The organism is Ciceribacter lividus (assembly GCF_003337715.1).
Classification (GTDB): Bacteria; Pseudomonadota; Alphaproteobacteria; order Rhizobiales; family Rhizobiaceae; genus Allorhizobium; species Allorhizobium lividum.
The window spans coordinates 233,250-257,473 of the sequence record NZ_QPIX01000002.1 but is presented as its reverse complement, the minus strand read 5'-3'; the positions used below and the strand labels follow the sequence as shown (position 1 = coordinate 257,473).

The window sequence follows — 24,224 nt, the reverse complement described above, 5'->3', positions numbered from 1 at the left end:
CGTTGCCGCAATTATCCTAAACCAACCTGACAAAAACTGACAGGTATGGTGCGCCACACTGCCTTCATCGTCTCAAACCGTGAAGGAGAAAACCGATGACCAGCCACGAACCGATTACCCTCTTCTATTCGCCGCAGACCCGCGCCACAGGTGCGCGCGTGCTTCTCGAAGAACTGGGCGTTCCCTACGAACTGCACGTTCTCAACATGAAGGCCGGCGAACAGCGGAATCCCGCTTATCTGGCGGTCAACCCGCTCGGAAAGGTTCCGGCCATCCTGCACAACGGGACGCTCGTCACGGAACAGGCGGCGGTCTACCTCTATCTCGCAGACCTCTTCGCGGAGAAGGGGCTCGCGCCCGCCATCGACGACCCCGACCGTGGAACCTATCTCCGCTGGATGGTGTTCTACGGCAGTTGCTTCGAGCCGGCCCTGATCGATCGGTATCTTCAGCGGGAACCGGCGAGCCCGAACGAAACGCCATACAGCAGCTACGACGACATGCTGGACGCACTGGAGGACGCGCTGAAGACCGGCCCCTACCTCCTCGGCGAACGAATGACAGCCGCCGACCTGCTCTGGGGTGTGGCGCTTCACTGGACGACGATGTTCGGGCTGGTGCCGGATCGTCCGGTCTTCCGCCGCTACATCGACCGGATGACCGGGCGTGACGCCTATGGGCGGGTTGCGGCAGAGGATGCGGCAATGGCCGCCGAACACCAGGCGGAAGCCGAACGGAGAACAGGCGCGGCGGCCTGACATCCGCCGGCCCGGCAGCGGTCGGGCCGGCGTTTCCGCTCAGAGACGGATCACGTAGTCCTTGCGAGTCGTTTCAACGACTTCCCAGGTTCCCTTGAAGCCCGGTCTCAGGATCATGCGGTCGCCGGCCTTGAGATGGACCGGCTCGCCGCCTTCTTCCGTGACGATCGAATACCCTTCGAGAACGTGGAAATACTCCCACTCGTCATAGGAGATGCGCCACTTGCCCGGTGTCGACTGCCAGACGCCGGCATAGACGCCGCCTTCCGACTCTTCGAGGTTCCAGGTGAGGAAATGCGGATCACCCGAAATCAGCCGGTCGGGCGCCGGTGCGCCCTCCTCCGGCTCGACGGCGGAGATGTCGAATGCGAGAGCATGACTCATGGATTACCGTCCTTCGCCGCGCCCTCCCGGACGCGGCCTTTCCTGCTGCCTGTCAGATCTTGGCGAGCGACTGCTCGAGGTCCGCGATGATATCGGCCGCGTCCTCGATACCGATCGAGAGCCGCACCACGTCCGGCCCGGCACCGGCGGCGATCTGCTGCGCCTCGGTGAGCTGGGCGTGGGTCGTGGAAGCCGGATGGATGACCAGCGAGCGGGTGTCGCCGATGTTGGCGAGGTGGGAGAAGAGCTGCAACCCTTCGACCAGTGCCTTGCCGGCGGCATAGCCGCCCTTCACGCCGAAGGTGAAGACGGCGCCGGCGCCCTTCGGCGAATAGCGCTGCTGCAGGGCGTGGTTCGGGTCGGTCCCGAGACCGGCGTAGCTCACCCAGGCGACCTTAGGATGCTGCTTCAGCCAGGTCGCGACCTTCAGCGCGTTGTCGCAATGGCGCTGCATGCGCAGCGGCAGCGTCTCGATGCCGGTCAGGATCAGGAAGGCGTTCATCGGCGCAATCGCCGGCCCGAGGTCGCGCAGGCCGAGCACGCGGCACGCGATCGCGAAGGCGAAATTGCCGAAGGCCTGGTGCAGAACCACACCGCCGTATTCGGTTCGCGGCGCCGACAGGGCCGGATAGTTGCCGGATTTCGACCAGTCGAACGTGCCGCCGTCGACGATGATGCCGCCCATGGAATTGCCGTGGCCGCCGAGGAATTTCGTCGCCGAGTGGACGACGATGTCCGCACCGTGCTCGAGCGGCCGCAGGAGATACGGCGTCGCCATGGTGTTGTCGACGATCAGCGGCAGGCCGTGCTTGCGGGCGACTTCGGCGATGGCCGCGATGTCGACGAAGGTGCCGCCGGGATTGGCGAGGCTCTCGATGAATATCGCCCGCGTGCGGTCGTCGATCTCCGCCTCGAAGCTTTCCGGATCAGCGGTATCGGCCCAGCGGACCTGCCAGCCGAAGCTCTTGAAGGCGTGGCCGAACTGGTTGATCGAACCGCCGTACAGCTTCTTCGCCGCGACGAAGTTGTCACCCGGCTGCATGATCGTGTGGAAGACCAGCATCTGCGCGGCGTGGCCGGAGGCGACCGCCAGGGCCGCGGTTCCGCCTTCGAGCGCGGCGACTCTCTCCTCGAGAACCGCCTGGGTGGGGTTCATGATCCGGGTGTAGATGTTGCCGAACTGCTTCAGCCCGAAGAGCGCTGCCGCATGGTCCGCATCGTTGAAGACGTAGGCCGTCGTCTGGTAGATGGGGGTGACACGGGCGCCGGTCGCAGGATCCGGCTGCGCTCCCGCATGCACCGCCAAAGTCGAAAATCCCGGGTTTCTGTCAGGCATTCGAGCCTCCCTTTTCTGGAATCCAGTCAGTCTTAACGGCTGCCGGCGCGAGTTAATCGCGATTTCCTCTTTCCCGCAAGGCGGCACAATCGACGAATATTGATCGAAATCAATGCAACTCCCCCGTCGCGGCAGATCATCTCATCAAACGATGGAGGTTTGCCATGGGCCAGATAACGAACGACCATTCCCGCGGGCCGATCGCCCGGATCGTCGAATGGATTACGAGAGGCTGGGAAGGCGCGAGCGAAGCGGAAATGATCGCCGCGCTCGACGAGAAGACCATCAGCGACATCGCCCATGACTGCGGCATATCGCCCGAACAGCTCGTCGAACTCGCCAAGGCCGGGCCCCACGCGGCCGACGAGATGCCGGAGATGATGCGGGCACTGCTCGTCGACCCGACCGAGGTCGAGCTTCGCTTCCGCGCCCTCTTCCGCGATATGCAGATCAACTGTTCGCGATGCCATGCCAAGCGCCAGTGCCGCGCCGACCTCAAGGACGGAACGGCGCCGACCGAATTCGTCGACTACTGCAGCAATTCCGACGATCTCAACGTGCTCAGGGCGATCCCCGAGGTTCGCCTGCACTAGAGGCCGAGGCGGGGAATTTCGATCGCCGGGCAACGGTCCATGACGACCTTGATCCCGGCGGCCTCGGCCCTCCCGGCCGCGGCATCGTCACGAACGGAAAGCTGCCCCCACAGGACCTTGGGCAGCGGCTTCATCTGAAGCACCTCGTCGACGACGGCATCGAGATACTCGGCGGCGCGAAAGACATCGATCATGTCGAGCGGCTCCTCGATTTCGGCGAGCCGTCCGACAACGGGCTGACCGAGGATTTCCTTGCCCGCCTGCCCCGGGTTGACGGGAATGACCTTGTAGCCCCTGGAAAGCAGGAAGCGCATGACCCCGTAGCTCGGCCGTGCCGCGTTCGGAGATGCGCCGAGAAGTGCGATGGTCCGTGTCCTGGTCAGGATATCGGAGATGTAGGCGTCGTCATACCGGTCGTGGTTCATGAGTTCACGGCTCCTTCTTTCCTCTTTTTTATTCGCTTATTCTTACTTTCTAAACTATAGTGACAACTATCGGGCACTGCAATTCGAGACAACGCATGACGAGAAGCGAAACGCCTGAAAGGAAGACGAAGATGAGACCGCTGTTGCTTGCCATTCCACTCGTCGCCCTGGCCACTTCGGCCTTCGCGCTGCCCAAGTATACCTCCACCAAGATGACCTGTGCGCAGGTCCAGGAGACCATTCGCGCCCACGGAGCCGTCATTCTAACCTATCCGTCGGAGCGTCTGCGCGGTCACATGCTTTACGACACCTATGTCTCCAGCCGCCAGTTCTGCCGACCGGGCGAGATCACCGACCGCGTCAGTGTCCCGAGCCGCGATCTGCGGTTCTGTCGGGTCCTGACCTGCAAGCCCGACCGGGAGCAGATGCGCGAGCAGCAGCAAAGGGATCAGCAGCCGAACGATCCCACGCACGGGATCTTCTGAGCGCGTTCCACCCCGATGATCCCTCGTGATGCTCGCCCCCTGAAGGGCGGGCCTCACAGGCGGGCGTGGTCCCTGCAGCGGACCCGGGGACCGCCCCGTCAATCGGGCAGGACGAGGTGCCCTTCTTCGTCGAGAGGAAAGAAGGGATTGTGCGCCACTTCCCAAAGATGGCCGTCCGGATCGGCGAAATAGCCCGAATAGCCACCCCAGAAGACCTTTCGGGGTGACTTGACCAGGCTGGCACCACAGGAGACGGCGAAGTCGACGACCCGGTCGACCTCCGCCGGGCTTTCGACGTTCTGTGCCAGCGTCACGCCGGAAAAACCGCCGGCGCCGGCCGGAACGCCTGCATCCGCCGCCAGCGCCTCCCGCGAGAAGAGCGCCAGCACGGTTCCCTTGAGCTTTATGAAAGTGATGGCCTCCTGCGAGGCCGGCGAGCGCACCCAACCGAGCCTCTCGTAGAAGGTGGTGCTGCGCCCCAGATCCTCGACGCCCAGGGTAACGATCGAAATGCGCCGTTCCAACGTCATGACACTCTCCATTTCACAGGATACGAAGTATACTTCGTTCTCTCTATGTATTCCGTTCGTTCACTGTCACATTAGGTAATTCTTATGTGTAGACGCCCAAAATCCGACAGTTTTTCGATAATCGTCAATTTTGAACACCCTTTCAGACGACGCGGCCGAGTGGCGTCGCCGCGGTCGCGTCCGTCTTGCGACGTCGCTATTCCCCTTTCCATTCCGGATGGCGCTTGTCGAGAAATGCCCCGATTCCCTCCTCGGCGTCCCGGGCGAGCATGTTTTCCACCATCACCCGTGCGGCATAGTCGTAGGCCTCTTCGAGCGGCATCTCGATCTGGCGGTAGAAGGCCTCCTTGCCGATCTTCAGAGTAAGCGGTGATTTCGAAGCAATGACGGCGGCATATTTTGCGACGACCTGCCCGAGATACTCTTTCGGCACGACCCGGTTGACGAGGCCGAAATCCTTGGCGGTCGAGGCGTCGATCGTCTCGCCGGTCAGCAGCATCTCCATCGCCTGCTTGCGATGAGCGGCGCGGCTGACGGCGACCATCGGCGTCGAACAGAAGAGGCCGATGTTCACGCCCGGCGTGCAGAACCGCGACGTGTCCGTACAGACGGCAAGATCGCAGGAGGCGACGAGCTGGCAGCCGGCTGCGGTTGCAAGTCCGTCGATTTCGGCGATGACCGGCTTCGGCAGATGGGTGATCTTCAGCATCAGGGCGGCGCACAGGCGCATTGTCCTGTCGAAGAAATGACGGCCGCGGTCTGGATCGCTGCGATGGGCGGTCATTTCCTTGAGGTCATGGCCGGCGGAGAAGAGCTTGCCGGCGGCAGCGATCACCACGACACGCACCGCCTTCTCGGCGGCAGCCTTGTCGAGTTCCGCGGCCAGGGCCTCCATGAGGGCGATCGAGAGGACGTTCGCCGGCGGATTGCTGAGCGTCAGCCGCAGGACCCCATCGGCAAAATCCACAAGAACAGGCCCACGCCGCTCCTCTCCCCCATCTCTCCTCAACGGCACAACTTCGGACATGACCTCTCCCTTCGTCGTGTTTGCATCGCTGCCGAAGCCTGCCATAAAACGTGACCGGCGCACCAGTGCATCTTTGACCGCAGCAGAACCGGACGGAACCCGCTATGCAGCCTGTCATGACCGTCGAGGAAATCTCCGCCTTCCTGGAGACGGACTTCCCGCAGATCCATACGGACGGGCGAGTCTTCACCGTGACCGCGATTGCGCCCGGCAGCGCCACGATGCGGTTCGACCCGACCGACCGCCACCTGCGTCCGGGTGGAACCGTCTCCGGCCCGTCGATGTTCGCGCTCGCCGACGTCGCCGCCTATGTGGCGATCCTCGCCCATATCGGACCTGCGGCGCTCGCCGTCACGACGAGCCTCAACATCAATTTCCTGCGGCTGCCGAAGCCGGAGCCGATCACCTGCGATTGCCGTATCCTGAAGCTCGGCAAGCGGCTCGCCGTGGTCGACGCCCTCCTCCATCAGGGTGACCCGGAGACGCTGATCGCGCAGGCGACGGCCACCTATTCGATCCCGCCCAGGGAGACCTCGACGCCGCATTCGACCGGCGATCGCCCACATAACGGCGCGAAATAATGCGGCATCATTTTACCACATACATAACTCATTGATTTCACACACACAATTCTAAGGTCGGCGGAAACGACTGTCTTGACCGCTTTCAGCCACCACAGTATAAGCCTGCGCAGTCTGCGGCCCTTCCGGGCTGCATTCTTTTTCGTGGCCTTCGGGTCCTCGAAACCAAGCAACAAGAAACGCCCCTGACGCGGTTCGCGTGGAGGGGTTCCAAAACGGAAAGTGAAGAAAGATGTCTACTTTCGTTCAGAAGCCTGCAGAGGTGGAGAAGAAGTGGATCCTCATCGATGCCGAAGGCCTCGTTGTCGGTCGTCTCGCCACCCTTATCGCCATGCGCCTGCGTGGCAAGCACAAGGCCACCTACACCCCCCACGTTGACGACGGCGACAACGTCATCGTCATCAATGCCGACAAGGTCGTCTTCACCGGCAAGAAGTACTCCGACAAGAAGTACTACTGGCACACCGGTTACCCGGGCGGCATCAAGGAACGTACCGCTCGCGCCATCCTCGAAGGCCGTTTCCCGGAACGCGTCCTCGAAAAGGCCGTCGAACGCATGATCCCGCGTGGCCCGCTTGGCCGTCGCCAGATGAAGAACCTGCGCGTCTACGCCGGCTCCAACCATCCCCATGAAGCGCAGCAGCCGGTCGCTCTCGACGTGGCCAAGCTGAACAGCAAGAACGTAAGGAGCGCCTGATAATGGCTGATCTCTCTTCCCTGAAGGACCTCGGCACGACCCAGGAAGCATCCGCTCCGGTTCACGTCCGCAAGGTCGATTCGCTCGGCCGCTCCTACGCGACCGGCAAGCGCAAGAACGCGATCGCCCGCGTATGGGTCAAGCCGGGCACCGGCAAGATCACCGTCAACGGTCGTGACTTCGGCACCTATTTCGCCCGTCCGGTCCTGCAGATGATCCTGCAGCAGCCGATCGTCGCCGCTGCCCGCACCGGCCAGTTCGACGTCGTCGCCACCGTTACCGGCGGCGGTCTTTCCGGCCAGGCCGGTGCCGTTCGTCACGGCATCTCCAAGGCACTGACCTACTTCGAGCCGGGCCTGCGCTCGGTCCTGAAGAAGGGCGGCTTCCTGACCCGCGACAGCCGCGTCGTCGAACGCAAGAAGTACGGCAAGGCCAAGGCCCGTCGTTCGTTCCAGTTCTCCAAGCGTTAATCGCCGGAAACCGGAAACGGAAATCAAGGCGGGGCTTCGGCTCCGCCTTTTTCGTTTGTGCGGCCTGCGGCCGCCGGAAGAAACCTCTGGCATTCGCTCCTCCCGTCCCTAATATCCGAAGCATACGGCGACGCCCCCTCGAGAGACTCCATGGTCAGCAAATCCATCGACAACGCCTTCACCGCCAGAACCATTCGCGGCGCGGCCACCGACCCGACCTATGCCGGGGCCCTCTCCTTCATGCGGCGGAAGTATTCCAAGACGCTGAAGGGTGTCGACGCGGTCGTGCTCGGCATTCCCTTCGATGCCGCCGTCTCCAATCGCCCGGGCGCTCGCTTCGGGCCGCAGGCGATCCGCCGGGCTTCCGCCATCTTCGACAACGATCCGCAATATCCCTTCGCACGCGATCTCTTCGAGCAGATGGCCGTGATCGACTACGGCGATGTGCTGCTCGATTACGGCAATCACCAGAAGACGCCCGGCCTGATCGAGAAGGAAGCGACGAAGATCATCGCCTCGGGCGCCTATCTGCTCGGGCTCGGCGGCGACCATTTCGTCACCTGGCCGCTCCTGAAGGCGCACGCCGCGAAATACGGGCCGCTGGCGCTCGTCCACTTCGACGCCCACCAGGACACGTGGGACGACGACGGCAAGCGGATCGACCACGGCTCCTTCGTCTGTCGCGCGGTGCGCGAGGGCGTGATCGATCCGGCCCGTTCGATCCAGATCGGCATCCGTACCCACGCGCCGGAGGATTTCGGCATCCGCATCATCCACGGATGGGAAGTGGAGGACATGGGCGCCCAGGCGATCGCCGACACGATCCTCGCCCATGTCGGCGACCGTCCCTGCTATGTTACCTTCGACATCGATTGCCTCGACCCTGCCTATGCGCCCGGAACGGGCACGCCGGTCGCCGGCGGGCCGTCGTCGGCGAAGGTGCTTTCGGCGCTGCGCAAGCTCGGCGCCCTCGACATCCGCGGCTCGGACATCGTCGAGGTGGCGCCGGCTTACGACCACGCCGACATCACCGCAATTGCTGGCGCAACGGTTGCGATGTATATGCTCGGACTGCGCGCGGAAAAGCTTGCGACACGCGCCTGACACATTGATTCAACACACTCAGAAACAGAGTCCGAACTCTTATCCAAAGCACTGACAGGACAGGAAAAATGGCAGCGAAGATCTTCATCGACGGCGAACACGGCACCACGGGTCTGCAGATCCGCACGCGCTTGGCCGCTCGTCGCGACATCGAGCTGCTGTCGATCCCGGAATCGGAGCGGCGCAATGAGAAGATGCGCGAGGACCTGCTGAACAGCGCCGACATCGCGATCCTGTGCCTGCCGGACGACGCCTCGAAGCAGGCCTACGAAATGACGGCAGCGAACAACAACGTGCGGCTCCTCGACGCCTCGACCGCCTTCCGGGTCCATCCGGACTGGGCCTACGGCTTTGCCGAGATGGACAGGGCGCAGAAGGAGAAGATCCGCTCCGCCCGCTATGTCTCCAATCCCGGCTGCTATCCGACCGGCGCCATCGGCCTTATTCGTCCGCTGAGGGCTGCCGGCATCCTTCCGAACGGCTATCCGGTGACGGTGAATGCCGTGTCCGGGTACACCGGCGGCGGCAAGCAGATGATCGCCCAGATGGAAGACCAGAGCCGTCCCGACGCGATCACCGCCAACAATTTCCTCTACGGGCTGACGCTGAAGCACAAGCACGTACCGGAGATGAAGGTACACGGCCTTCTCGACCGCGCGCCCCTCTTCTCGCCTTCCGTCGGCCGCTTTGCCCAGGGCATGATCGTCCAGGTGCCGCTCTTCCTCGACGGCCTGAAGGAAGGGACGACAATCGAAGCGATCCACGCCGCCCTCGTCGCGCATTATGCCGGCCAGGACATCGTCCGTGTCGTTTCCCTCGAGGAGAGTGCGGCACTTGCCCGCGTCGACGCCGAGGAACTGGTCGGGCAGGATACGATGAAGCTCTTCGTCTTCGGCACCGCAGGCGGTGCGCATGTCAACCTCGTCGCCCTGCTCGACAATCTCGGCAAGGGCGCTTCGGGAGCTGCCGTGCAGAACATGGACCTGATGCTCTCGGCCTGATCCCGGCGACGGGCATCGCAGCGACGAAAAGGAGTCTACGATGCTCGACCATGTCGGACTTTCCGTTTCGGACTATCCGAAGTCAAAGGCCTTCTACGACGCTGTGATGCCATCGATCGGGGCCTCCTGCATCATGGCGGTGACGGCGGAGGAGACCGACGGCACCTACGAGGGCGCCGGCTACGGTTCCGCCGGCAAGCCGTCCTTCTGGATCGGTACCGGCGGGCGCAGCACGGGACAGGTCCACATCGCCTTCGCCGCGCCGAACCGCGCGGCGGTCGATGCCTTCTATGCGGCGGCCATGGCGGCCGGGGCGCGGGACAATGGCGGACCCGGATTGCGGCCGCATTACCATCCGGACTACTACGCCGCCTTCGTGCTCGATCCCGACGGCCACAACATCGAGGCGGTTTGTCACGCGCCGGCGTAACCGCCCGAGCCGTTCGTCTCGCCACTGTTCATTTCCTGACCCGGCACGGCGGGTTCTACGTTCGAAAACGTCGAACAATTCGTCGCCGCAACGACACATCGTCACGCGGCGGGCCGATCGCTATATCTGTTGAACAACAGATGAGGCACGACATGAGCAACGAACGTTTTCCGGTCTATTTCATCCCCCACGGCGGCGGCCCCTGGCCGTTCATGGATTTTCCGGCGGGTCCCGACGGCAAGAAGCCCTGGGGCGATCTTGACGCCTTCCTGAAGGGGTTCGATGCCGAGATCGGCCGCCGTCCGAAGGCCATTCTCGTCGTCTCCGGCCATTGGGAGAGGGAGCCGGTTCCGACCGTCTCCACGGCGGCCCGGCCCGGAATGCTCTATGATTATTCCGGCTTTCCGGAAGAAACCTATCGCCTGAGTTACCCGGCCCCCGGCTCCCCCGAGGTGGCGCGCCGCGCGAAGGCCCTACTGGAGAAGGCGGGCATTCCAGCCGCAGAGGACGCGACCCGCGGCTTCGACCACGGCGTCTTCGTGCCGCTGATGGTCGCCTATCCCGATGCCGACGTGCCAGTGGTCATGATTTCGCTGAAGAACACGCTCGACGTCGAGAGCCATGTGGCGATCGGCAAGGCGCTGGAGCCGCTGCGCGACGAAGGCGTCCTGATCCTCGCCTCCGGCATGAGCTACCACAACATGCGGATGTTCTTCCGCGACGCACCGGAGCACAGGCAGCAGGCGATCCGCTTCGACGACTGGCTGAGCGAGACTGCGGCCATTGCCGATCCCGGCGAGAGGATGGCGCGGCTTGCGACCTGGGACCGCAATCCGGACGCCCTTGCCTGCCATGTTCCCGACCACGATCATCTGGTTCCGCTGTTCGTAGCAGTCGGGGCGGCCGGTGCGGATGCCGGCCGTCACGTGTTCCGGGGAGAGTTCCGCGGCAAGCCCTATTCGGGCTACCGCTTCGGCTAACGCAGGAGCAGGCGAGCGTCAGTCACGGACGGCGATCGCCACTTCCGGCGGGTACGCGCCGACGAAGCCCCTCCAGTGCGCGACCGCAAAGCCGAGCACGATCAGCGCGCCCGCCTGATGGGTGAGCGCGGCATGGAGCTGAACCTGCGTGAGCAGTGTCGTGATACCCAAGGCCGCCTGGACGGTGACCAGTAGAAAGAGCACGACCGAGCGCCGGGCGTGGGTCGTTTCCGGTGCCGCCCGCAGCGATCCGATCATATGCATGAGCGCGGCGGCAAAGAGCACATAGGCGCCGATGCGGTGGACGAACTGCACCGTCTTCGGGTTTTCGAAGAGATTGATCCAGGCAGGCTGCTGGATGAAGAGGTCGCCGGGGATGATCGCGCCGTCCATCAGCGGCCAGGTGTTGTAGGTGAGCCCGGCGTCGAGGCCGGCGACCAGTGCTCCCAGATAGATCTGGAAGAGCGCGAGGACGGTGATCGCCGCCGCCCAGGTGCGGGAGCTCTCCGTCGGCGGCTCGTCGTTCGAATGCGGCGCCAGCCCACGCATGATCCACATGCAGGACGAGAAGATCAGACAGGCCATCACGAGATGGGTCGCCAGCCGGTACTGGCTGACGTCGACGCGCTCGGCGAGCCCGGACGAGACCATCCACCAGCCTATGAAGCCCTGGAAGGCCCCGAGAGCGAGGATGCCGAGGAGCGGACCCTTGAGCCGCCGCTCGATGCGGCCGGTCACCCAGAAGAAGAACAACGGAACAGCGAAGATCACGCCGATGCCGCGGGCGATCAGCCGGTGCGCCCATTCCCACCAGAATATCCGCTTGAACTCCTCGACCGTCATGTCCTTGTTGATCTGCGCATACTCGGGGATCCGCTGGTAGAGGCGGAATTCCTCCTCCCACTGCTCGGCATTGAGCGGCGGGACGACGCCGTGGATCGGCTTCCATTCGGTGATCGAGAGGCCCGAATCGGTGAGCCGCGTCGCGCCGCCGACAAGCACCAGACAGAACAGCGCAAAGAGCACGAAGGCCAGCCAGATGCGGATCGCCCGGCGGTTCCTCTCTCCCCGCTCGATCGTCTCGAGCACACTTGCTTCAACAGGATTGGTCGTGCTTGCCATATCGCTTCCTCTCATCGGCTGTTGATTTGCCCGAGTTCCCCGTGCAAAACAAGCCCCGGATGGTGGCGACGGCCGACCGCTCCGGCATTCGTGACCAAACACCCCGCCGGCGGACGCATCCGGAACAGAGGACAAGTGACGATGCCTGCGAAACTGCGTTCATTCATCGGGACGATCCTGATCATCTGCCTCGTCATTCTCTATGCGCTGGTCGCCACCACGATCGCCTCGGCGCTGCTCGCCACCTCGCCCTGGTGGGTCCACTTCCTCTATTTCCTGCTTTCGGGCCTTCTCTGGGTGCTCCCGGCCATGCTGATCATCAAGTGGATGGCAGGTCCCGTCCGGAAATAGCCCTTTCCACCACGTCAAGTTACCACTCGCTAACCGCGTTCCGCGGAAGTTGCGGATCGCGCCATACGCTTAAGTGTTTGTACGGCGGCGAAGGACTAGCATTCGGCACGAATTTTCCGCGCCGGAGAAACCCTTGCAGACCACGATCCTTGACAACCACCGTATGGCTGCCGAACCTCTGTCGCCGGGGAAACCGAGGGCTGTGGGGGCCGACAGGACCATGACTATCGGCGTCGCCGAGGATGTGAAAATCGAAGTCTTCGACCGCATGGAGCCGCTGGAAAGCGAATGGCGGCGCCTGCAGCGTGATTCCTTTACCTCGCTTCACCAGGGCTATGACTGGTGCGATGCCTGGGCACGCAGCCACGGCCATCCACTCGCCGTCGTGCGCGGCTCGATCGCGGGCGAGACGTGCTTCATCCTCCCGCTTGAGATCGTCACCGCGCGCTCCGTCCGCATCGCGCGCTATATCGCCGGACCGTTCAACAACATCAACAACGGGCTCTTCATGCCCGCCTTCCGTGATCGCTGCAGTCCGCAAGTCGCCCGATCTGTAGCGCACGCGATCGTTCGAGCGCTCAGCGGGCGTGCCGATCTGGTCTGGCTGCAGAACATGCCATTCGACTGGCGGGGAGAGCGCCATCCGTTTGCGGCGCTGCCGTCGGTCGAGAACCAGAACCATGCCTTTCAGCTGGCGCTCGCCGCGGACATGGAAGCGACGATACGCCAGCTGAATGCCAAGCGCCGCCGCAAGATGTATCGCAACCAGTGCCGCAAGATGGAAGCGCATGGCGGCTTCGAACACCTCGTCGCCGCGACCGCTGCGGAGAAGGCTGCACTGATCGACCTTTTCTTCCGCCAGAAGGCTATTCGTTTCGAGGCACAGGGCCTTCCTAACGTCTTCCGGCCCGACGAGATCCAGGCCTTTTTCCGCAACCTGTTACAGGTCGCGCCGAACGGCTGCGACACACCGCTGCAACTGCACGCGATCCGCCTCAACGGCGAAAACGAGGGCAAGATCGCCGCGATTGCAGGTCTTTCGCGCAAGAACGACCACGTGATCTGCCAGTTCGGCTCGATCGACGAGCGTCTGGTCCCGGACACCAGCCCCGGCGAACTGCTCTTCTTCCTGATGATCGAGAAGGTGATCGACGAAGGTGCTGCGATCTTCGATTTCGGGGTCGGCGACCAGTGCTACAAGCGCCGCTGGTGCACGATCGAGACGGTGCAGCGCGACGTCCTGCTGCCGATCTCCGGCAAGGGTCGCATCGCCGCGGCGGGACTTCAGCTGGTAACGAGGACGAAGGCGGCCATCAAGCGCCACCCGGGGCTCTACGCCTTCATTCAGCGCTTTCGCGCCCGCGCAGACAGGGAACCGACAAACGAAGCAAGCGAGTGACGCGGTCGGCAATCGCCGCTCGGGTCAGGCGGCGCTGCGTTTGCGCTCGTCCCGGCTCTGCAATCCTCCTGCCGTCATCAGGACCAGATCCGCGTAACCGACCTTTTCGAACTCGTCCATGATGGCGGCGAGGTCCTTCATGTCCGGCCTTGGCGCCGAAAGGATGATCTCGTAGCGGTGGTTGCGGCTGAGCCGCGCTACGCCTTCGGCATTCGCCGGACCGCATTCGACGATGACGAGGTCGTAGGCCTCGGCCAGCGCGTCGGTGATCATCGACAGCCGGTCGGCGCCGCGCATGGCGCGGCGGATATCGGAGTTGCCCTTCGGCACGATATGGGCGGAGGAGAGCCGGTCGGGGTGGATCGTGTCGCCGAAGGCGGCGGTTCCGGAGAGGAGGTCGGTGATGCCCGACAGGTCCTTGCGCGACGCCATCAGCGTCGTCGGGCAGCCGGACCCGGTCATGTCGATCAGCACCACGTGACGGCCGCCTTCGGCAATTTCGCGGGCCAGCATGACGGTCGCGGTCGACCCGTCGTCACCCGTCGGCGAGATGGCGAGCGCGGTCCGCACGCCGCTCGTCACGAGGTAGCCTGCAACGGACTCGATCGAGAATTCGTCCTTGTCGTCCACGGCAGGGGCTGCGGCCGCCGGGGCCGGAGGCAGATCGAGCACCTCTTCCATCTCGGCGGTCAGGGCCTTGTCGGGTGCGACCGACAGCAGATTGGCGGGCAAATCCCGGCGGGGACGCACCGTCTGAGGCTCGTCGTAGCGGTCGTGCTCGCGCTCCGGCAACCGCTCACGGTCGCGGCCCCCGTCCGGGCCATTGCCATTGCCGTCGGCCGGCTTGAAGGCGCGGCCGCTGAAGAGCTCCGTCAGCATGACGATAACGACACTCAGCACCAGAACGGCAAGTGCCGCGACGATGGTGATCGGGATCACCTTCGGGAAATCGGGTTCGATCGGTTCGCTCGCCTTCGAGATCACGCGCGCATCCGCGGGGCTCGCCGCGCTTTCCAGACGGGTGGTCGCCTCGCGGTAGCGCGAGAGGTACGTTTCGAGAAGCTGCCGCTGCGCGGCCGCCTCGCGTTCGAGCTCGCGAAGGCCGACCTCGCGCGAATCGGCCTGGGCATAATCGGCCTTCAGCATGTTGAGCTTGGCGACGAGCTGTTTCTCGCGCAGCCGGGCAACGCTTGCGTCGTTCTCGAGGCTTGCGGCGACGTTCGATGTCTCCGAGGCGATCTGCTGGCGGATGCCGGCGAGCTGCGCCCGCAAGGCCTTGATCCGCGGATGGCCGTCGAGCAGCGTGATCGAAAGCTCGGAGATCTGCGCGCGGACGCCGGCCTCACTTTCCTTGAGCCGCTGGATCGTCGCATTGCTGACGACTGCGTCGATCATGTCGGCGGGGCGACCTGCGGCCAGTGCCGCGCGGACGTTCTCTGCCTTGGCCTCCGCGTCCGCCATTTCGCTGCGGACGCGCGCGAGTTCGGCCGAAATGTCGTTCAACTGCTGGCCCGAAAATGTCCCGGTGTCGGACGTCTGCACGATGTCGTGGGCGGCGCGATAGTCCGCGACTTTCTGCTCCGCCTCCTTCACCTTCTCGCGAAGGTTGGCGATTTCGGGTTCGAGCCAGCGGGCGGCCTGCGAATTCGAGTCGAGCTTGGCGCCGCGCTGCAGGGACAGGTACACATCGACCATCGCGTTCGGGATCGCCGCCGCGAGCTCCGGGTCCTTGGAGGTGAAGGCGACGGCGATCACGCGCGAACGCTCGACCTGGTAGACGGAGAGTTTTTCAAGGAACGTGTCGACGACACGGTCCTCCGGCGCGCGTTCCAGCGGGTTCTTCTTCAATCCCAGCAGGATCAGGAGTTCGTCCGTGGCCGAGGGACTGGCCACCGGGTCGAACTCCTCGCGTTCGTAGAGCTTCAGATCGCGCGCGACCTGCTTGATGAGGTCGACCGAGCGCAGCATCTGCACCTGGCTCGCGATATTCAGTTCGTCGAGCAGCGGCTGCAGGTCGGCGCTGTTGGCGCCCTGCCCCATGAAGTTCGGTTCCCGCGCCTCTATGAGGATGCGTGTTTCGGCCTGATACCGCGGAGAGATGGCGTTCGCGCCGGCGAATGCGAGCCCCGCGGCAAGCGCGGTCGCGGCAAGAATCCGCCCCTTCCGCTGCCAGACGGCACGGAACAACTGGGCAAGATCGATATCCTCGTCCTGACGACTGTTGCCTACGCTCGACATACTGCACTCCCGGTCCGGATTTCGGCCAAACGTAAACGACTATGGTAACGCAAGGGTTAACCGGCGGCCCCACCGTTCTCCCGGGCCTCTTTCTGCCACGGCTTCTTTACCCGCCATTAACCCTAATCGAAGGATAACAGAGCAAGTTCAGAGGTACCGACTCGGGAGCGCAAACGGCGCAATGGAAGTGGCTGTCATAAAGCGGATCATGTATTTCGTCGTCGCGATGACGTTGGCGGCGCTTGCGGGCTGCGGCAGCTACCAGCCTGCGCCGAAGGCCTTCCATGAATCGACGATCGGCGCCTATCGCCTCGGTAGTGGCGACCGCCTGAGGATAACGGTCTTCGAGCAGGACACCCTCACCAACACCTATACCGTCGACCAGGCGGGCTACATCGCCTTCCCCCTCATCGGACAGGTCGCCGCCCGCGGCTCGACCCTCGCCCAGCTTGAAGGCACGATCGCCCAGAAGCTCCGCCAGGGCTACCTGCGCGATCCCGACGTCAGCATCGAGATCGACCGCTACCGGTCCATCTTCATCATGGGCGAGGTCGGACAGCCGGGCCAATACTCCTACGTACCGGGCATGACGGTTCAGAATGCCGTCGCCGTCGCCGGAGGCTTCTCGGCCAGAGCGAACCAGAGAGATGTCGATATCACGCGCAACGTCAACGGCGAGATCATGACCGGCCGCGTGCCGATCACCGATCCTGTCCTCGCGGGCGACACCGTCTATGTGCGAGAACGGCTCTTTTGATCCATGCCTGAAGGTTCGCCGCTCCGCATCGTCCACTGCTTCCGATCACCCGTGGGCGGAATCTTCCGCCACGTGCGTGATCTCGCAGAGCAGCACAGCCGCGCCGGCCATCAGGTCGGCATCGTCTGCGACAGTCTGACCGGCAACGACCACGAAGAGCGGCTTTTCGAACAGATCCGGCCGTTCCTCGCCCTCGGCCTTACACGCATTCCCATCCGCCGTTCGGTCGGCTTCGGCGATCTCGCCACCATCCGCAACAGCTACAAAGAAATAAAGAGCTTGCAGCCTGACATCCTGCACGGCCACGGCGCCAAAGGCGGCGCCCTGGTCCGCATCGTCGGCTCAGCCCTGCGGGTCCGAAGGTATCGCGTCGCCCGCTTCTATACGCCCCATGGCGGCAGCCTGCACTACGAGCAGGCGACCTTCTCCGGACGCGGCATCTTCGCGCTCGAACGGCTGCTCGAGCGCTTCGGCGATGCGCTGATCTTCGTCTGCGACTTCGAACACCGGACCTACGAGAAGAAGGTCGGCAAGCCTCGCTGCGACTGGCGAACGATCCACAACGGGATCAGCGACACCGATTTCGAGCAAATCCCGACCCGCTCCGACAGCGTCGACTGCATCTATGTCGGCATGCTGCGGGACTTGAAAGGGCCCGACATCTTCATCGACGCCTTCGCCCGCACGGAGCGGCTGGTCGGACGCCCGCTCTCCGCCCTCGTCATCGGCGACGGACCGGATCGGGACAAATACGAGACCACGCTGGTGCAACAGGGGCTCGGACGTCGCGTCGGCCTCCTGCCGGCGATGCCGATCAAGGACGCCTTCGCGACCTCGGATCTGGTCGTGGTGCCTTCGCGGGCGGAATCGATGCCCTATATCGTGCTAGAGACGCTGGCCGCCGGAAAGACGCTCATCGCCTCGCGCGTAGGCGGCATCCCGGAAGTTCTCGGTGCCGAAAGCGAGGCGCTGGCCGAGCGCGGCGACGCCGCCGATCTCGCGCGCGTGATGGCGAAGGCGCTCACCACACCCGGATGGGCGAAAACCGTGATGCCCGACCCCGCCGCATTCAAGGCAAAATTCTCCGCCTCCGTCATGGCCGAGAAGATGCTCGTCTTCTACCGCGAGCAGCTTTCGGCGATCTGAACGGAAACCGCCTCAGCTCCCGGCTTTTGCCGGAACGACCTCCTTGACGAGCGGCGGGTAATCGTCCGGCGTCAGGGTTTCCTTCTCGAGCAGCAGCGTCGCGCCCTCGCGCAACCGGTCGATCCTCGCTTCGAGAATGCGCTTCGCCTCGGCATAGGCCTTCTCGATCATCGTGCGGATGGCAAGGTCGATCTCACGCGCGGTTGCCTCCGAATAGTCCTTGGGCCGCATGCGGAATTGATTGTCGTCCAGCCACTGCATTCGTTGCGGCTCCAGCACGGCCTGCCCGACCGATTCGTCCATCCCGAAACGGGTGACGATCTCGCGGGCGATGTCGGTCACCTTGGCGAGATCGTCGGCCGCCCCTGTCGATATCTCGCCGAAAATCAGGTCTTCCGCCGCACGGCCCGCGAGCAGCGCCACCATGCGCTCCTTGAGTTCGCCGGTGGTGATCAGGAAGCGATCCTCGGTCGGCCGCTGCAGGGTGTAGCCGAGAGCGCCGATCGAACGGGGAATGATCGACACCTTCTGCACCGGATCGGCGCGTTTGAGCGAGGCGGCGACCAGCGCATGGCCCATCTCGTGATAGGCGACGCGCTCGCGCTCCTCGGGGTTGAGGATGCGGCTGCGGCGCTCCGAGCCGGCGATGATCCGCTCGACGGCGGCGACGAAGTCCTCCATGGCGACCTTGGCCGCACCGCGTCGTGTGGCGACGATCGCCGCCTCGTTGATGAGATTGGCGAGATCCGCACCGGTGAAGCCCGGCGTCAGGCCGGCGATATCGTCGACATCGACATTCTGGTCGATCAGGACGCCCTTCATGTGAACCTTGAGGATCGCCTCGCGACCCTTCCTGTCCGGGCGGTCGATCACCACCTGGCGGTCGAAACGGCCGGCGCGCATCAGCGCCGGATCGAGGATTTCGGGCCGGTTCGTCGCCGCAAGCAGGACGATGCCGACGCGTGGGTCGAAGCCGTCGAGCTCGGCGAGCAACTGGTTCAGCGTCTGCTCCTTCTCGTCATTGCCGCCGAAGCCGCCGAAGGAGTTGCGCGCTCGCCCAAGTGCATCGAGTTCGTCGATGAAGATGATGCACGGGGCGGCGGCGCGGGCCTGTTCGAAAAGGTCGCGCACGCGCGCCGCGCCGACACCGACGAACATTTCCACGAATTCCGAGCCGGAGATCGAGAAAAACGGAACGCCCGCCTCGCCCGCGACCGCGCGCGCCATCAGCGTCTTGCCGGTGCCGGGCGGCCCGACCAGGAGAATACCCTTCGGGATGCGCGCCCCGAGCCGTCCGTAGCGGTCCTTGTCCTTGAGGAACGAGACGATTTCCTGGAGCTCGGCTTCCGCCTCGTCGATGCCTGCGACGTCATCGAAGGTGACGCCGGTCTTGCGCTCCAGATAGATTTTCGCCCGCGACTTGCCGATGTTGATGAGCCCGCCCATGCCCTGCCGCTCGGCGATGCCGCGGAAGAAAAACGACCAGAGCGTGAAGAAGACGACGACGGGGAGGATCCAGGAGAGCAGCGTCGTCAGCCAGTTGCTGTCCGTCGCCCCGGAAACCTTGACGCCGGCTTTCTCGAAGATTGCCGCAAGTTGCGGATCTACACGGTTGGCGATGAAGTACTTCTTGTTGTTCTGCGGCTCCTTGAACTCTCCTTCGATCCTCGTCTCCGTCAGCGTCACCGAGGCGATCCGGCCGTCCTGGGCCAACTGCATCATCTCGCTGTAGGAGAGCTGCGCATAGTCCCGGTAACCGAGCCAGGCCTGAAACGCCAACAGGAGCGTGAAGACAAACAGGAAATAGCCGATGTTGAACGCGTGCTTCTTATCCATGGCCGCCACTTTCTCTTCGTCCTGTCGCTCGAGCAAGTCATGTCAGACATGATCCGTGTCATGGTTCGTTGATCGGAGTCAAATTTCCCTTTCGCTGTGGGGCTAGACTGTCACAGCGACAGCCCCCCGGAACGTACCGGAATGGGACAGTGCGCGAGCCCCTAAAGGATTCTTAGGACCTTCCTGTCAGAATAACGTCGACGGGGGGCAATCCGGCGATGAACCAGATGGAAAAGCACGAGCAATTCGACATCGACAGACTGCGCCGCAAGATCACGCAGGGCAGTGGCGGCGATGCCACCAGCCCCCCGCAAGAGGGCGGCAAGATCAACGCTCTTGCGAGGCAGGTCGCCGACCATTTGAGCGAAGGTAACTATTCTCCCGCGATCATCATCGGACAGATGAGGCTCTTCGAGTTCCTCTGTCTCCTGGCGCTCGGCCTGGGTGCCTTCTATTTCGTCGCGGATGCCTCCTCGCCTGCCCTTTGGGTCGACCTCGCCGTTGCGGTTCTCGCCTCCGGCGCGACCATCCTGGTGATGCAGATCACCGACTGCTACCAGGTGCCTGCCCTCAGGGCGCCTCTGCGATCCGTGCCGCGCATCTGGGGGTCCTGGATAGCGGCAGCTGTCCTTGCGGCGCTCGTCCTGTTCCTCGCAGGTGATCATGCGTTCGCGTCCCGCGGCTGGCTAACCGTCTGGTTCGGGATCGGTAGCGCCTTCCTGCTGCTGGAGCGTGTGCTGTTCGGCTTCCAGATACGCCGCTGGGCACGCAACGGCGTGATGGAACGTCGCGCGGTCATCGTCGGCGGCGGCCAGCCGGCCAAGGACCTGATCCGCGCGCTCGAGATGCAGCCGGACAACGACATCCGCATCTGCGGCATCTTCGACGATCGCGGCACCGCCCGGTCGCCGACGGTGGTCGCAGGCTATCCGAAGCTCGGCACCTTCGCCGAACTCGTCGAATTCGCCCGCCTCGCCCGGATCGACATGCTGATCATCTCCCTGCCGCTCAGCGCCGAGGAACGCATCCTGCATCTCCTGCGCAAGCTCTGGGTGCTGCCGGTCGACATCCGCCTCGCTGCCCATTCGAACAGCCTGCGCTTCCGCCCGCGTGCCTATTCGCATGTCGGCGCGGTTCCGATGCTCGACATCATGGACAAGCCGATCCGCGACTGGGATTCGGTCGCCAAGCGCATCTTCGACATTGTCTTCAGCCTGCTCGCGCTCGCCGTCCTCTGGCCGGTAATGGTCGCTGCCGCCGTCGCGATCAAGGCGACCTCCAAGGGGCCGGTCTTCTTCATCCAGGAGCGGCACGGCTTCAACAACGAAATCATCCGGGTCCTGAAGTTCCGTTCCATGTACACGGAAATGAACGATCCGACCGCCAAGCGCGCGGTCACCAAGAACGACCCGCGTGTGACCCCCGTCGGACGGTTCCTGCGCAAATCCTCGATCGACGAGCTGCCGCAGTTCTTCAACGCCCTGCGCGGCGATCTTTCGCTCGTCGGACCGCGCCCGCATGCGGTGCTCGCGCAGACTCACGAGCGCAAGTATTCCGAGATCGTCGAAGGCTATTTCGCCCGTCATCGCGTCAAACCCGGCGTCACCGGATGGGCGCAGATCAACGGCCTGCGCGGCGAGGTCGACACGGACGAGAAGATCAAGCTGCGCACCACCTATGATCTCTATTACATCGAGAACTGGTCGCTGCTTTTCGACCTGAAAATCCTGTTCCTCACACCCATCCGGCTTTTCAACACGGAGAACGCCTATTGAGTGCGAACCACGTCCTTTCCGGTCGTAGCGCGCCGTCCTCCGCAGCGATCGTGTCGCTGATCGGGACGGCAAGCCTCGCCGCCGGCGTGTTCCTCTCGGGCTTCGTCATCTCCGAACCGGCACCGTATGAACTGTGGATGGTCGGTCAGATCGCCCTCTGGTTCCTCTTCGGCCTGAAGATTTCGCGCGGAACCGCGCCGCTGCTCGCGCTGCTCCTCGTCTTCAACGTCGGCGGCATCCTCTCGCTGACGGTCATGCAGGACCTCGGCGACGGTCCGATGTACCTCGCCGTTTCGACCTTTCTCGCCCTCACCGCGGTGTTCTATGCCGCCGCCATCGAGGACGACGCGCGGCGGCTCAAGCTGATCTTCGATGCCTGGGTGGTCGCGGCGATCGTCACGTCGATGCTCGGCATCCTCGGCTATTTCCACGCCTTTCCGGGCGCCGAGGTCTTCACCCGCTACGACCGCGCCATGGGCGCCTTCCAGGACCCGAACGTCTTCGGTCCGTTCCTGATCGCCCCTTCGCTCTACCTGATCCACGGCCTTCTGACCGGCCGCCTCATCGACGCGCCCTTCAAGGTCGCCGGCCTGCTTGTGGTCGCGCTCGGCGTGTTCCTGTCCTTCTCTCGTGCCGCCTGGGCCCTCTTCCTCTTCTCCGCCGTCGCCCTGGTCTTCGTCCTGCTCCTCAAGGAGCGCACCGGCGCATTCCGCCTGAAAATCCTGGTCCTGACGCTCGCGGCCGTCGTCGTGCTGGTGCTCGCCCTCGCGATCGCGCTTCAGGTGGAGCAGGTCCGTGACCTCTTCCTCAGCCGCACCGGCATCCAGGAATACGACAGCGGTCATCTCGGGCGCTTCGAGCGCCATCGCCTCGGCTTCCTGATGTCCATGGAGCGGCCGCTCGGCATCGGTCCGATGGTCTTCAGCACGATCTTTCCGGAGGACGAGCACAATATCTGGCTGAAGACACTGACGAGCTACGGCTGGCTCGGCTTCGTCAGCTTCGTCTTCCTCATGATCTGGACGTTGCGGATCGGCTTCCGCTTCCTGCTGCGCGATCGCCCCTGGCAACCCTATCTCATGATCGCGTGGATCACCATCATCGGCCATGCGGCAATCGGCAACGTCATCGACATCGATCACTGGCGCCACTTTTACCTGCTGCTCGGTATCGTCTGGGGATGCGGAGCGCTCGAACGGCGCCACCAGAGAAGCCTCGGAAGGCGGATGCTGTGAGCCCCACACCCAACCCGGCGAACGCTCCCCTCTCCCTGCTGCAGGTGCTGGAGCCGAGCGGCGGCGGATCGGGCCGCCATGTCATCGATCTCTGCGGCGGCCTCGCCACCCGCGGCCACGCGGTGACCGCCGTCTATTCGCCGGTGCGCGCGGAGCCCCGCTTCGTCGAGGACCTCCTCTCCCGCAACCTTCACCGGGTCATCGCCCTTCCGATGGAGCGCGCCGTCGGCCCCTGGGACGCGGTCGCCTGGTGGCGCCTGCGGGAGATCATCGGCCGCGAAGGTCCCTTCGACATCATCCACGGCCACAGTTCGAAGGCGGGCGCCCTCACCCGATTGAGGCTGCCCGGACGCCACACGCCGCGGGTCTATACGCCGCATGCCTTCCGCACCATGGACCCGACGCTGGGCCGCAAGGGCCGGCTCGTCTATGGCGCCGTCGAACGCTTTCTCGGCCGCCATCTCAGCGACCGCGTCATCTGTGTTTCGAACAGCGAGTACGATCACGCGATCTCGCTCGGCATCCCGCCCGACAAGCTGCGCGTCGTCGTCAACGGCGTCGCACCGATCCCGTCGGATCGGCGTGGCGCGCTTCGCGCCGGCTGGGGGATTTCCGAGGATGCCGTGGTCTTCGGTTTCGTCGGCCGCCTGCAGCCGCAAAAGGCACCGGAACGGCTGGTTGCCGCCTTCGCCCGCATCGCTGCGCGAATGCCACAGGCGTTCCTGCTGATGATCGGTTCCGGTGAGATGGAACCGGAGCTGCGCCGGCAGATCGCCGCGTCAGGCTTTTCCGATCGCATCCGCCTCACCTCCGAACTTCCCGGAAACGAAGCGATCCAGGCCTTCGACGCGCTCGTGATGCCGAGCCGGTACGAGGCGATGTCCTATGTCATGCTGGAGGCGGCGACCGCAGGCAAACCGCTGATCCTCACAGAGGTCGGCGGCGTGACGACGGTGCTCGAGGACGGCGTCAACGGCATCCTCGTCGGCAATGACGACGACCCGACGGAACTGGCCGCGGCCATGGCATCGCTCGGCGCCCCCGCCACACGCACGCGGCTGACCGCGAATGCAGAGGGCCGCGCCGGCCGCTACGGGCTGGACGTGATGGTAAACCAGACCCTGTCGGTCTACCGGGAACTCGTCGCGCGACCTGCCGGTTTGATTTTGGAGAACGCGGGAGCATATACTGCATCATGATGACGAACACGATCTCGCCTGCACAAGTCCGCGCCGCAAGGGCGCTTCTCGGTATCAGTGTCGATGAGCTGTCGGCGGAAAGCGGTGTCTCCGCTTTCGTCATCCTGCAATGCGAATCACAGGTCCCGGGCAAGGCCGTCGATGCCGCGGCCCTCGAGGCACTGCATGGCGCACTCCAACGCCTCGGCGTCACCTTCCTCGCCGACGGCGACTGCGCGATCGGCGGTGAAGGGGTTCGTCTGACGAGACGCGAGCCCGGCGACGAAGGCATGCCGCCGGAAAAGCTCAACGCCAGCAACGACGACTGACGGCACCGCTCGTCCAGCGTCGACGATCGGCCATCAAGGGCTCGAATCGTCGCCGCA

Annotated in this window: 26 protein-coding genes; 18 read left to right on the top strand and 8 right to left on the bottom strand. The window is 64.0% G+C overall.

The window, feature by feature from the left end:
- The first annotated feature begins 95 nt into the window (after window positions 1-95).
- Entirely contained in the window at window positions 96-758 is a 663-nt protein-coding gene (locus tag DFR48_RS05175; RefSeq protein WP_114362107.1) for a glutathione S-transferase family protein, read from the top strand.
- A 39-nt stretch (window positions 759-797) separates the two neighbouring features.
- Here the strand turns inward: DFR48_RS05175 and DFR48_RS05170 are convergent, their stop codons facing one another.
- Complete coding sequence (locus DFR48_RS05170) at window positions 798-1,142, bottom strand: cupin domain-containing protein (RefSeq protein WP_114362106.1); 345 nt, start codon at window positions 1,140-1,142, stop codon at window positions 798-800.
- A gap of 52 nt (window positions 1,143-1,194) precedes the next feature.
- On the bottom strand, window positions 1,195-2,478 hold the full coding sequence (locus DFR48_RS05165) for an O-acetylhomoserine aminocarboxypropyltransferase (protein ID WP_114362105.1): 1,284 nt from the start codon (window positions 2,476-2,478) through the stop codon (window positions 1,195-1,197).
- Between the two features lie 164 nt (window positions 2,479-2,642).
- Here DFR48_RS05165 and DFR48_RS05160 point away from each other — a divergent pair, with 164 nt between their 5' ends.
- Window positions 2,643-3,071 carry a DUF6455 family protein gene (locus DFR48_RS05160; protein WP_114362103.1) on the top strand — a complete coding sequence of 143 codons (429 nt, stop codon included), beginning with the start codon at window positions 2,643-2,645 and terminating at the stop codon, window positions 3,069-3,071.
- Here the strand turns inward: DFR48_RS05160 and DFR48_RS05155 are convergent.
- Window positions 3,068-3,496, bottom strand: a complete 429-nt coding sequence (locus DFR48_RS05155; RefSeq protein ID WP_114362102.1) for a CoA-binding protein — start codon at window positions 3,494-3,496, stop codon at window positions 3,068-3,070. The genes DFR48_RS05160 and DFR48_RS05155 overlap by 4 nt on opposite strands.
- Before the next feature lie 131 nt (window positions 3,497-3,627).
- On the opposite strand from DFR48_RS05155, the gene DFR48_RS05150 reads away from it, so the two are divergent.
- Window positions 3,628-3,981 (top strand): hypothetical protein, encoded by a 354-nt coding sequence (locus DFR48_RS05150; protein ID WP_114362100.1) that lies wholly within the window; start codon window positions 3,628-3,630, stop codon window positions 3,979-3,981.
- Window positions 3,982-4,079: 98 nt separating this feature from the next.
- Here DFR48_RS05150 and DFR48_RS05145 read toward each other — a convergent pair whose 3' ends face one another.
- Both DFR48_RS05145 and DFR48_RS05140 read right to left on the bottom strand, forming a co-directional pair.
- Window positions 4,080-4,511 carry a VOC family protein gene (locus DFR48_RS05145; RefSeq protein ID WP_210205956.1) on the bottom strand — a complete coding sequence of 144 codons (432 nt, stop codon included), beginning with the start codon at window positions 4,509-4,511 and terminating at the stop codon, window positions 4,080-4,082.
- 196 nt (window positions 4,512-4,707) lie between these two features.
- Window positions 4,708-5,538: an enoyl-CoA hydratase gene (locus tag DFR48_RS05140; RefSeq protein ID WP_114362320.1), complete on the bottom strand. Its 831-nt coding sequence runs from the start codon at window positions 5,536-5,538 to the stop codon at window positions 4,708-4,710.
- A 104-nt stretch (window positions 5,539-5,642) separates the two neighbouring features.
- Between DFR48_RS05140 and DFR48_RS05135 the strand changes: the two genes are divergently transcribed.
- The 7 genes from DFR48_RS05135 to DFR48_RS05105 all read left to right on the top strand — a co-directional run bounded on the left by DFR48_RS05135 (window position 5,643) and on the right by DFR48_RS05105 (window position 10,801).
- Window positions 5,643-6,119, top strand: coding sequence for a PaaI family thioesterase (locus DFR48_RS05135; RefSeq protein WP_114362099.1), 477 nt, complete (start codon window positions 5,643-5,645; stop codon window positions 6,117-6,119).
- 232 nt (window positions 6,120-6,351) lie between these two features.
- The gene (gene rplM, locus DFR48_RS05130) at window positions 6,352-6,816 is read left to right on the top strand and encodes a 50S ribosomal protein L13 (protein ID WP_112687076.1); all 465 of its coding nucleotides are present in this window, start codon (window positions 6,352-6,354) and stop codon (window positions 6,814-6,816) included.
- A 2-nt stretch (window positions 6,817-6,818) separates the two neighbouring features.
- Window positions 6,819-7,286 carry a 30S ribosomal protein S9 gene (gene rpsI / locus DFR48_RS05125; protein ID WP_112687074.1) on the top strand — a complete coding sequence of 156 codons (468 nt, stop codon included), beginning with the start codon at window positions 6,819-6,821 and terminating at the stop codon, window positions 7,284-7,286.
- A 150-nt stretch (window positions 7,287-7,436) separates the two neighbouring features.
- Complete coding sequence (speB, locus tag DFR48_RS05120) at window positions 7,437-8,390, top strand: agmatinase (RefSeq protein ID WP_114362097.1); 954 nt, start codon at window positions 7,437-7,439, stop codon at window positions 8,388-8,390.
- A gap of 68 nt (window positions 8,391-8,458) precedes the next feature.
- On the top strand, window positions 8,459-9,391 hold the full coding sequence (argC, locus tag DFR48_RS05115) for an N-acetyl-gamma-glutamyl-phosphate reductase (RefSeq protein ID WP_114362095.1): 933 nt from the start codon (window positions 8,459-8,461) through the stop codon (window positions 9,389-9,391).
- Between the two features lie 40 nt (window positions 9,392-9,431).
- Window positions 9,432-9,821 carry a VOC family protein gene (locus tag DFR48_RS05110; RefSeq protein WP_114362094.1) on the top strand — a complete coding sequence of 130 codons (390 nt, stop codon included), beginning with the start codon at window positions 9,432-9,434 and terminating at the stop codon, window positions 9,819-9,821.
- Between the two features lie 152 nt (window positions 9,822-9,973).
- Window positions 9,974-10,801, top strand: coding sequence for a DODA-type extradiol aromatic ring-opening family dioxygenase (locus DFR48_RS05105; RefSeq protein ID WP_114362319.1), 828 nt, complete (start codon window positions 9,974-9,976; stop codon window positions 10,799-10,801).
- Window positions 10,802-10,819: 18 nt separating this feature from the next.
- On the opposite strand, the gene DFR48_RS05100 is transcribed toward DFR48_RS05105, so the two are convergent.
- Complete coding sequence (locus tag DFR48_RS05100; RefSeq protein ID WP_114362092.1) at window positions 10,820-11,923, bottom strand: COX15/CtaA family protein; 1,104 nt, start codon at window positions 11,921-11,923, stop codon at window positions 10,820-10,822.
- 141 nt (window positions 11,924-12,064) lie between these two features.
- On the opposite strand from DFR48_RS05100, the gene DFR48_RS05095 reads away from it, so the two are divergent.
- Entirely contained in the window at window positions 12,065-12,274 is a 210-nt protein-coding gene (locus tag DFR48_RS05095) for a DUF2842 domain-containing protein (protein WP_112687064.1), read from the top strand.
- 133 nt (window positions 12,275-12,407) lie between these two features.
- The gene (locus DFR48_RS05090; RefSeq protein WP_245415529.1) at window positions 12,408-13,673 is read left to right on the top strand and encodes a GNAT family N-acetyltransferase; all 1,266 of its coding nucleotides are present in this window, start codon (window positions 12,408-12,410) and stop codon (window positions 13,671-13,673) included.
- Window positions 13,674-13,697: 24 nt separating this feature from the next.
- Here the strand turns inward: DFR48_RS05090 and DFR48_RS05085 are convergent, their stop codons facing one another.
- Window positions 13,698-15,911, bottom strand: coding sequence for a GumC family protein (locus tag DFR48_RS05085; RefSeq protein ID WP_114362090.1), 2,214 nt, complete (start codon window positions 15,909-15,911; stop codon window positions 13,698-13,700).
- 181 nt (window positions 15,912-16,092) lie between these two features.
- Here DFR48_RS05085 and DFR48_RS05080 point away from each other — a divergent pair, with 181 nt between their 5' ends.
- Window positions 16,093-16,668: a polysaccharide biosynthesis/export family protein gene (locus DFR48_RS05080; protein ID WP_114362088.1), complete on the top strand. Its 576-nt coding sequence runs from the start codon at window positions 16,093-16,095 to the stop codon at window positions 16,666-16,668.
- A gap of 3 nt (window positions 16,669-16,671) precedes the next feature.
- Entirely contained in the window at window positions 16,672-17,814 is a 1,143-nt protein-coding gene (locus DFR48_RS05075) for a glycosyltransferase family 4 protein (protein WP_114362086.1), read from the top strand.
- A 12-nt stretch (window positions 17,815-17,826) separates the two neighbouring features.
- Here the strand turns inward: DFR48_RS05075 and ftsH are convergent, their stop codons facing one another.
- Window positions 17,827-19,650: an ATP-dependent zinc metalloprotease FtsH gene (ftsH, locus tag DFR48_RS05070; protein ID WP_114362084.1), complete on the bottom strand. Its 1,824-nt coding sequence runs from the start codon at window positions 19,648-19,650 to the stop codon at window positions 17,827-17,829.
- A 218-nt stretch (window positions 19,651-19,868) separates the two neighbouring features.
- On the opposite strand from ftsH, the gene DFR48_RS05065 reads away from it, so the two are divergent.
- From DFR48_RS05065 to DFR48_RS05050, 4 genes are read left to right on the top strand one after another with little or no spacing between them, the layout of a single operon-like run.
- The gene (locus DFR48_RS05065; protein WP_114362082.1) at window positions 19,869-21,425 is read left to right on the top strand and encodes an undecaprenyl-phosphate glucose phosphotransferase; all 1,557 of its coding nucleotides are present in this window, start codon (window positions 19,869-19,871) and stop codon (window positions 21,423-21,425) included.
- Window positions 21,422-22,660, top strand: a complete 1,239-nt coding sequence (locus DFR48_RS05060; protein ID WP_210205955.1) for an O-antigen ligase family protein — start codon at window positions 21,422-21,424, stop codon at window positions 22,658-22,660. The genes DFR48_RS05065 and DFR48_RS05060 overlap by 4 nt, the downstream gene beginning before the upstream one ends.
- Entirely contained in the window at window positions 22,657-23,859 is a 1,203-nt protein-coding gene (locus DFR48_RS05055) for a glycosyltransferase family 4 protein (protein WP_245415528.1), read from the top strand. The genes DFR48_RS05060 and DFR48_RS05055 overlap by 4 nt, the downstream gene beginning before the upstream one ends.
- Window positions 23,856-24,167: a hypothetical protein gene (locus DFR48_RS05050; RefSeq protein WP_245415527.1), complete on the top strand. Its 312-nt coding sequence runs from the start codon at window positions 23,856-23,858 to the stop codon at window positions 24,165-24,167. The genes DFR48_RS05055 and DFR48_RS05050 overlap by 4 nt, the downstream gene beginning before the upstream one ends.
- The last annotated feature ends 57 nt before the right edge of the window (window positions 24,168-24,224 follow it).

Coding starts and splice junctions, on each gene's coding strand:
- DFR48_RS05175 (WP_114362107.1), top strand. CDS start 96: ATGACCAGCCACGAACCGATTACCCTCTTCTATTCGCCGCAGACCCGC.
- DFR48_RS05170 (WP_114362106.1), bottom strand. CDS start 1,142: ATGAGTCATGCTCTCGCATTCGACATCTCCGCCGTCGAGCCGGAGGAG.
- DFR48_RS05165 (WP_114362105.1), bottom strand. CDS start 2,478: ATGCCTGACAGAAACCCGGGATTTTCGACTTTGGCGGTGCATGCGGGA.
- DFR48_RS05160 (WP_114362103.1), top strand. CDS start 2,643: ATGGGCCAGATAACGAACGACCATTCCCGCGGGCCGATCGCCCGGATC.
- DFR48_RS05155 (WP_114362102.1), bottom strand. CDS start 3,496: ATGAACCACGACCGGTATGACGACGCCTACATCTCCGATATCCTGACC.
- DFR48_RS05150 (WP_114362100.1), top strand. CDS start 3,628: ATGAGACCGCTGTTGCTTGCCATTCCACTCGTCGCCCTGGCCACTTCG.
- DFR48_RS05145 (WP_210205956.1), bottom strand. CDS start 4,511: ATGACGTTGGAACGGCGCATTTCGATCGTTACCCTGGGCGTCGAGGAT.
- DFR48_RS05140 (WP_114362320.1), bottom strand. CDS start 5,538: ATGTCCGAAGTTGTGCCGTTGAGGAGAGATGGGGGAGAGGAGCGGCGT.
- DFR48_RS05135 (WP_114362099.1), top strand. CDS start 5,643: ATGCAGCCTGTCATGACCGTCGAGGAAATCTCCGCCTTCCTGGAGACG.
- rplM (WP_112687076.1), top strand. CDS start 6,352: ATGTCTACTTTCGTTCAGAAGCCTGCAGAGGTGGAGAAGAAGTGGATC.
- rpsI (WP_112687074.1), top strand. CDS start 6,819: ATGGCTGATCTCTCTTCCCTGAAGGACCTCGGCACGACCCAGGAAGCA.
- speB (WP_114362097.1), top strand. CDS start 7,437: ATGGTCAGCAAATCCATCGACAACGCCTTCACCGCCAGAACCATTCGC.
- argC (WP_114362095.1), top strand. CDS start 8,459: ATGGCAGCGAAGATCTTCATCGACGGCGAACACGGCACCACGGGTCTG.
- DFR48_RS05110 (WP_114362094.1), top strand. CDS start 9,432: ATGCTCGACCATGTCGGACTTTCCGTTTCGGACTATCCGAAGTCAAAG.
- DFR48_RS05105 (WP_114362319.1), top strand. CDS start 9,974: ATGAGCAACGAACGTTTTCCGGTCTATTTCATCCCCCACGGCGGCGGC.
- DFR48_RS05100 (WP_114362092.1), bottom strand. CDS start 11,923: ATGGCAAGCACGACCAATCCTGTTGAAGCAAGTGTGCTCGAGACGATC.
- DFR48_RS05095 (WP_112687064.1), top strand. CDS start 12,065: ATGCCTGCGAAACTGCGTTCATTCATCGGGACGATCCTGATCATCTGC.
- DFR48_RS05085 (WP_114362090.1), bottom strand. CDS start 15,911: ATGTCGAGCGTAGGCAACAGTCGTCAGGACGAGGATATCGATCTTGCC.
- DFR48_RS05080 (WP_114362088.1), top strand. CDS start 16,093: ATGGAAGTGGCTGTCATAAAGCGGATCATGTATTTCGTCGTCGCGATG.
- DFR48_RS05075 (WP_114362086.1), top strand. CDS start 16,672: ATGCCTGAAGGTTCGCCGCTCCGCATCGTCCACTGCTTCCGATCACCC.
- ftsH (WP_114362084.1), bottom strand. CDS start 19,650: ATGGATAAGAAGCACGCGTTCAACATCGGCTATTTCCTGTTTGTCTTC.
- DFR48_RS05065 (WP_114362082.1), top strand. CDS start 19,869: ATGAACCAGATGGAAAAGCACGAGCAATTCGACATCGACAGACTGCGC.
- DFR48_RS05050 (WP_245415527.1), top strand. CDS start 23,856: ATGATGACGAACACGATCTCGCCTGCACAAGTCCGCGCCGCAAGGGCG.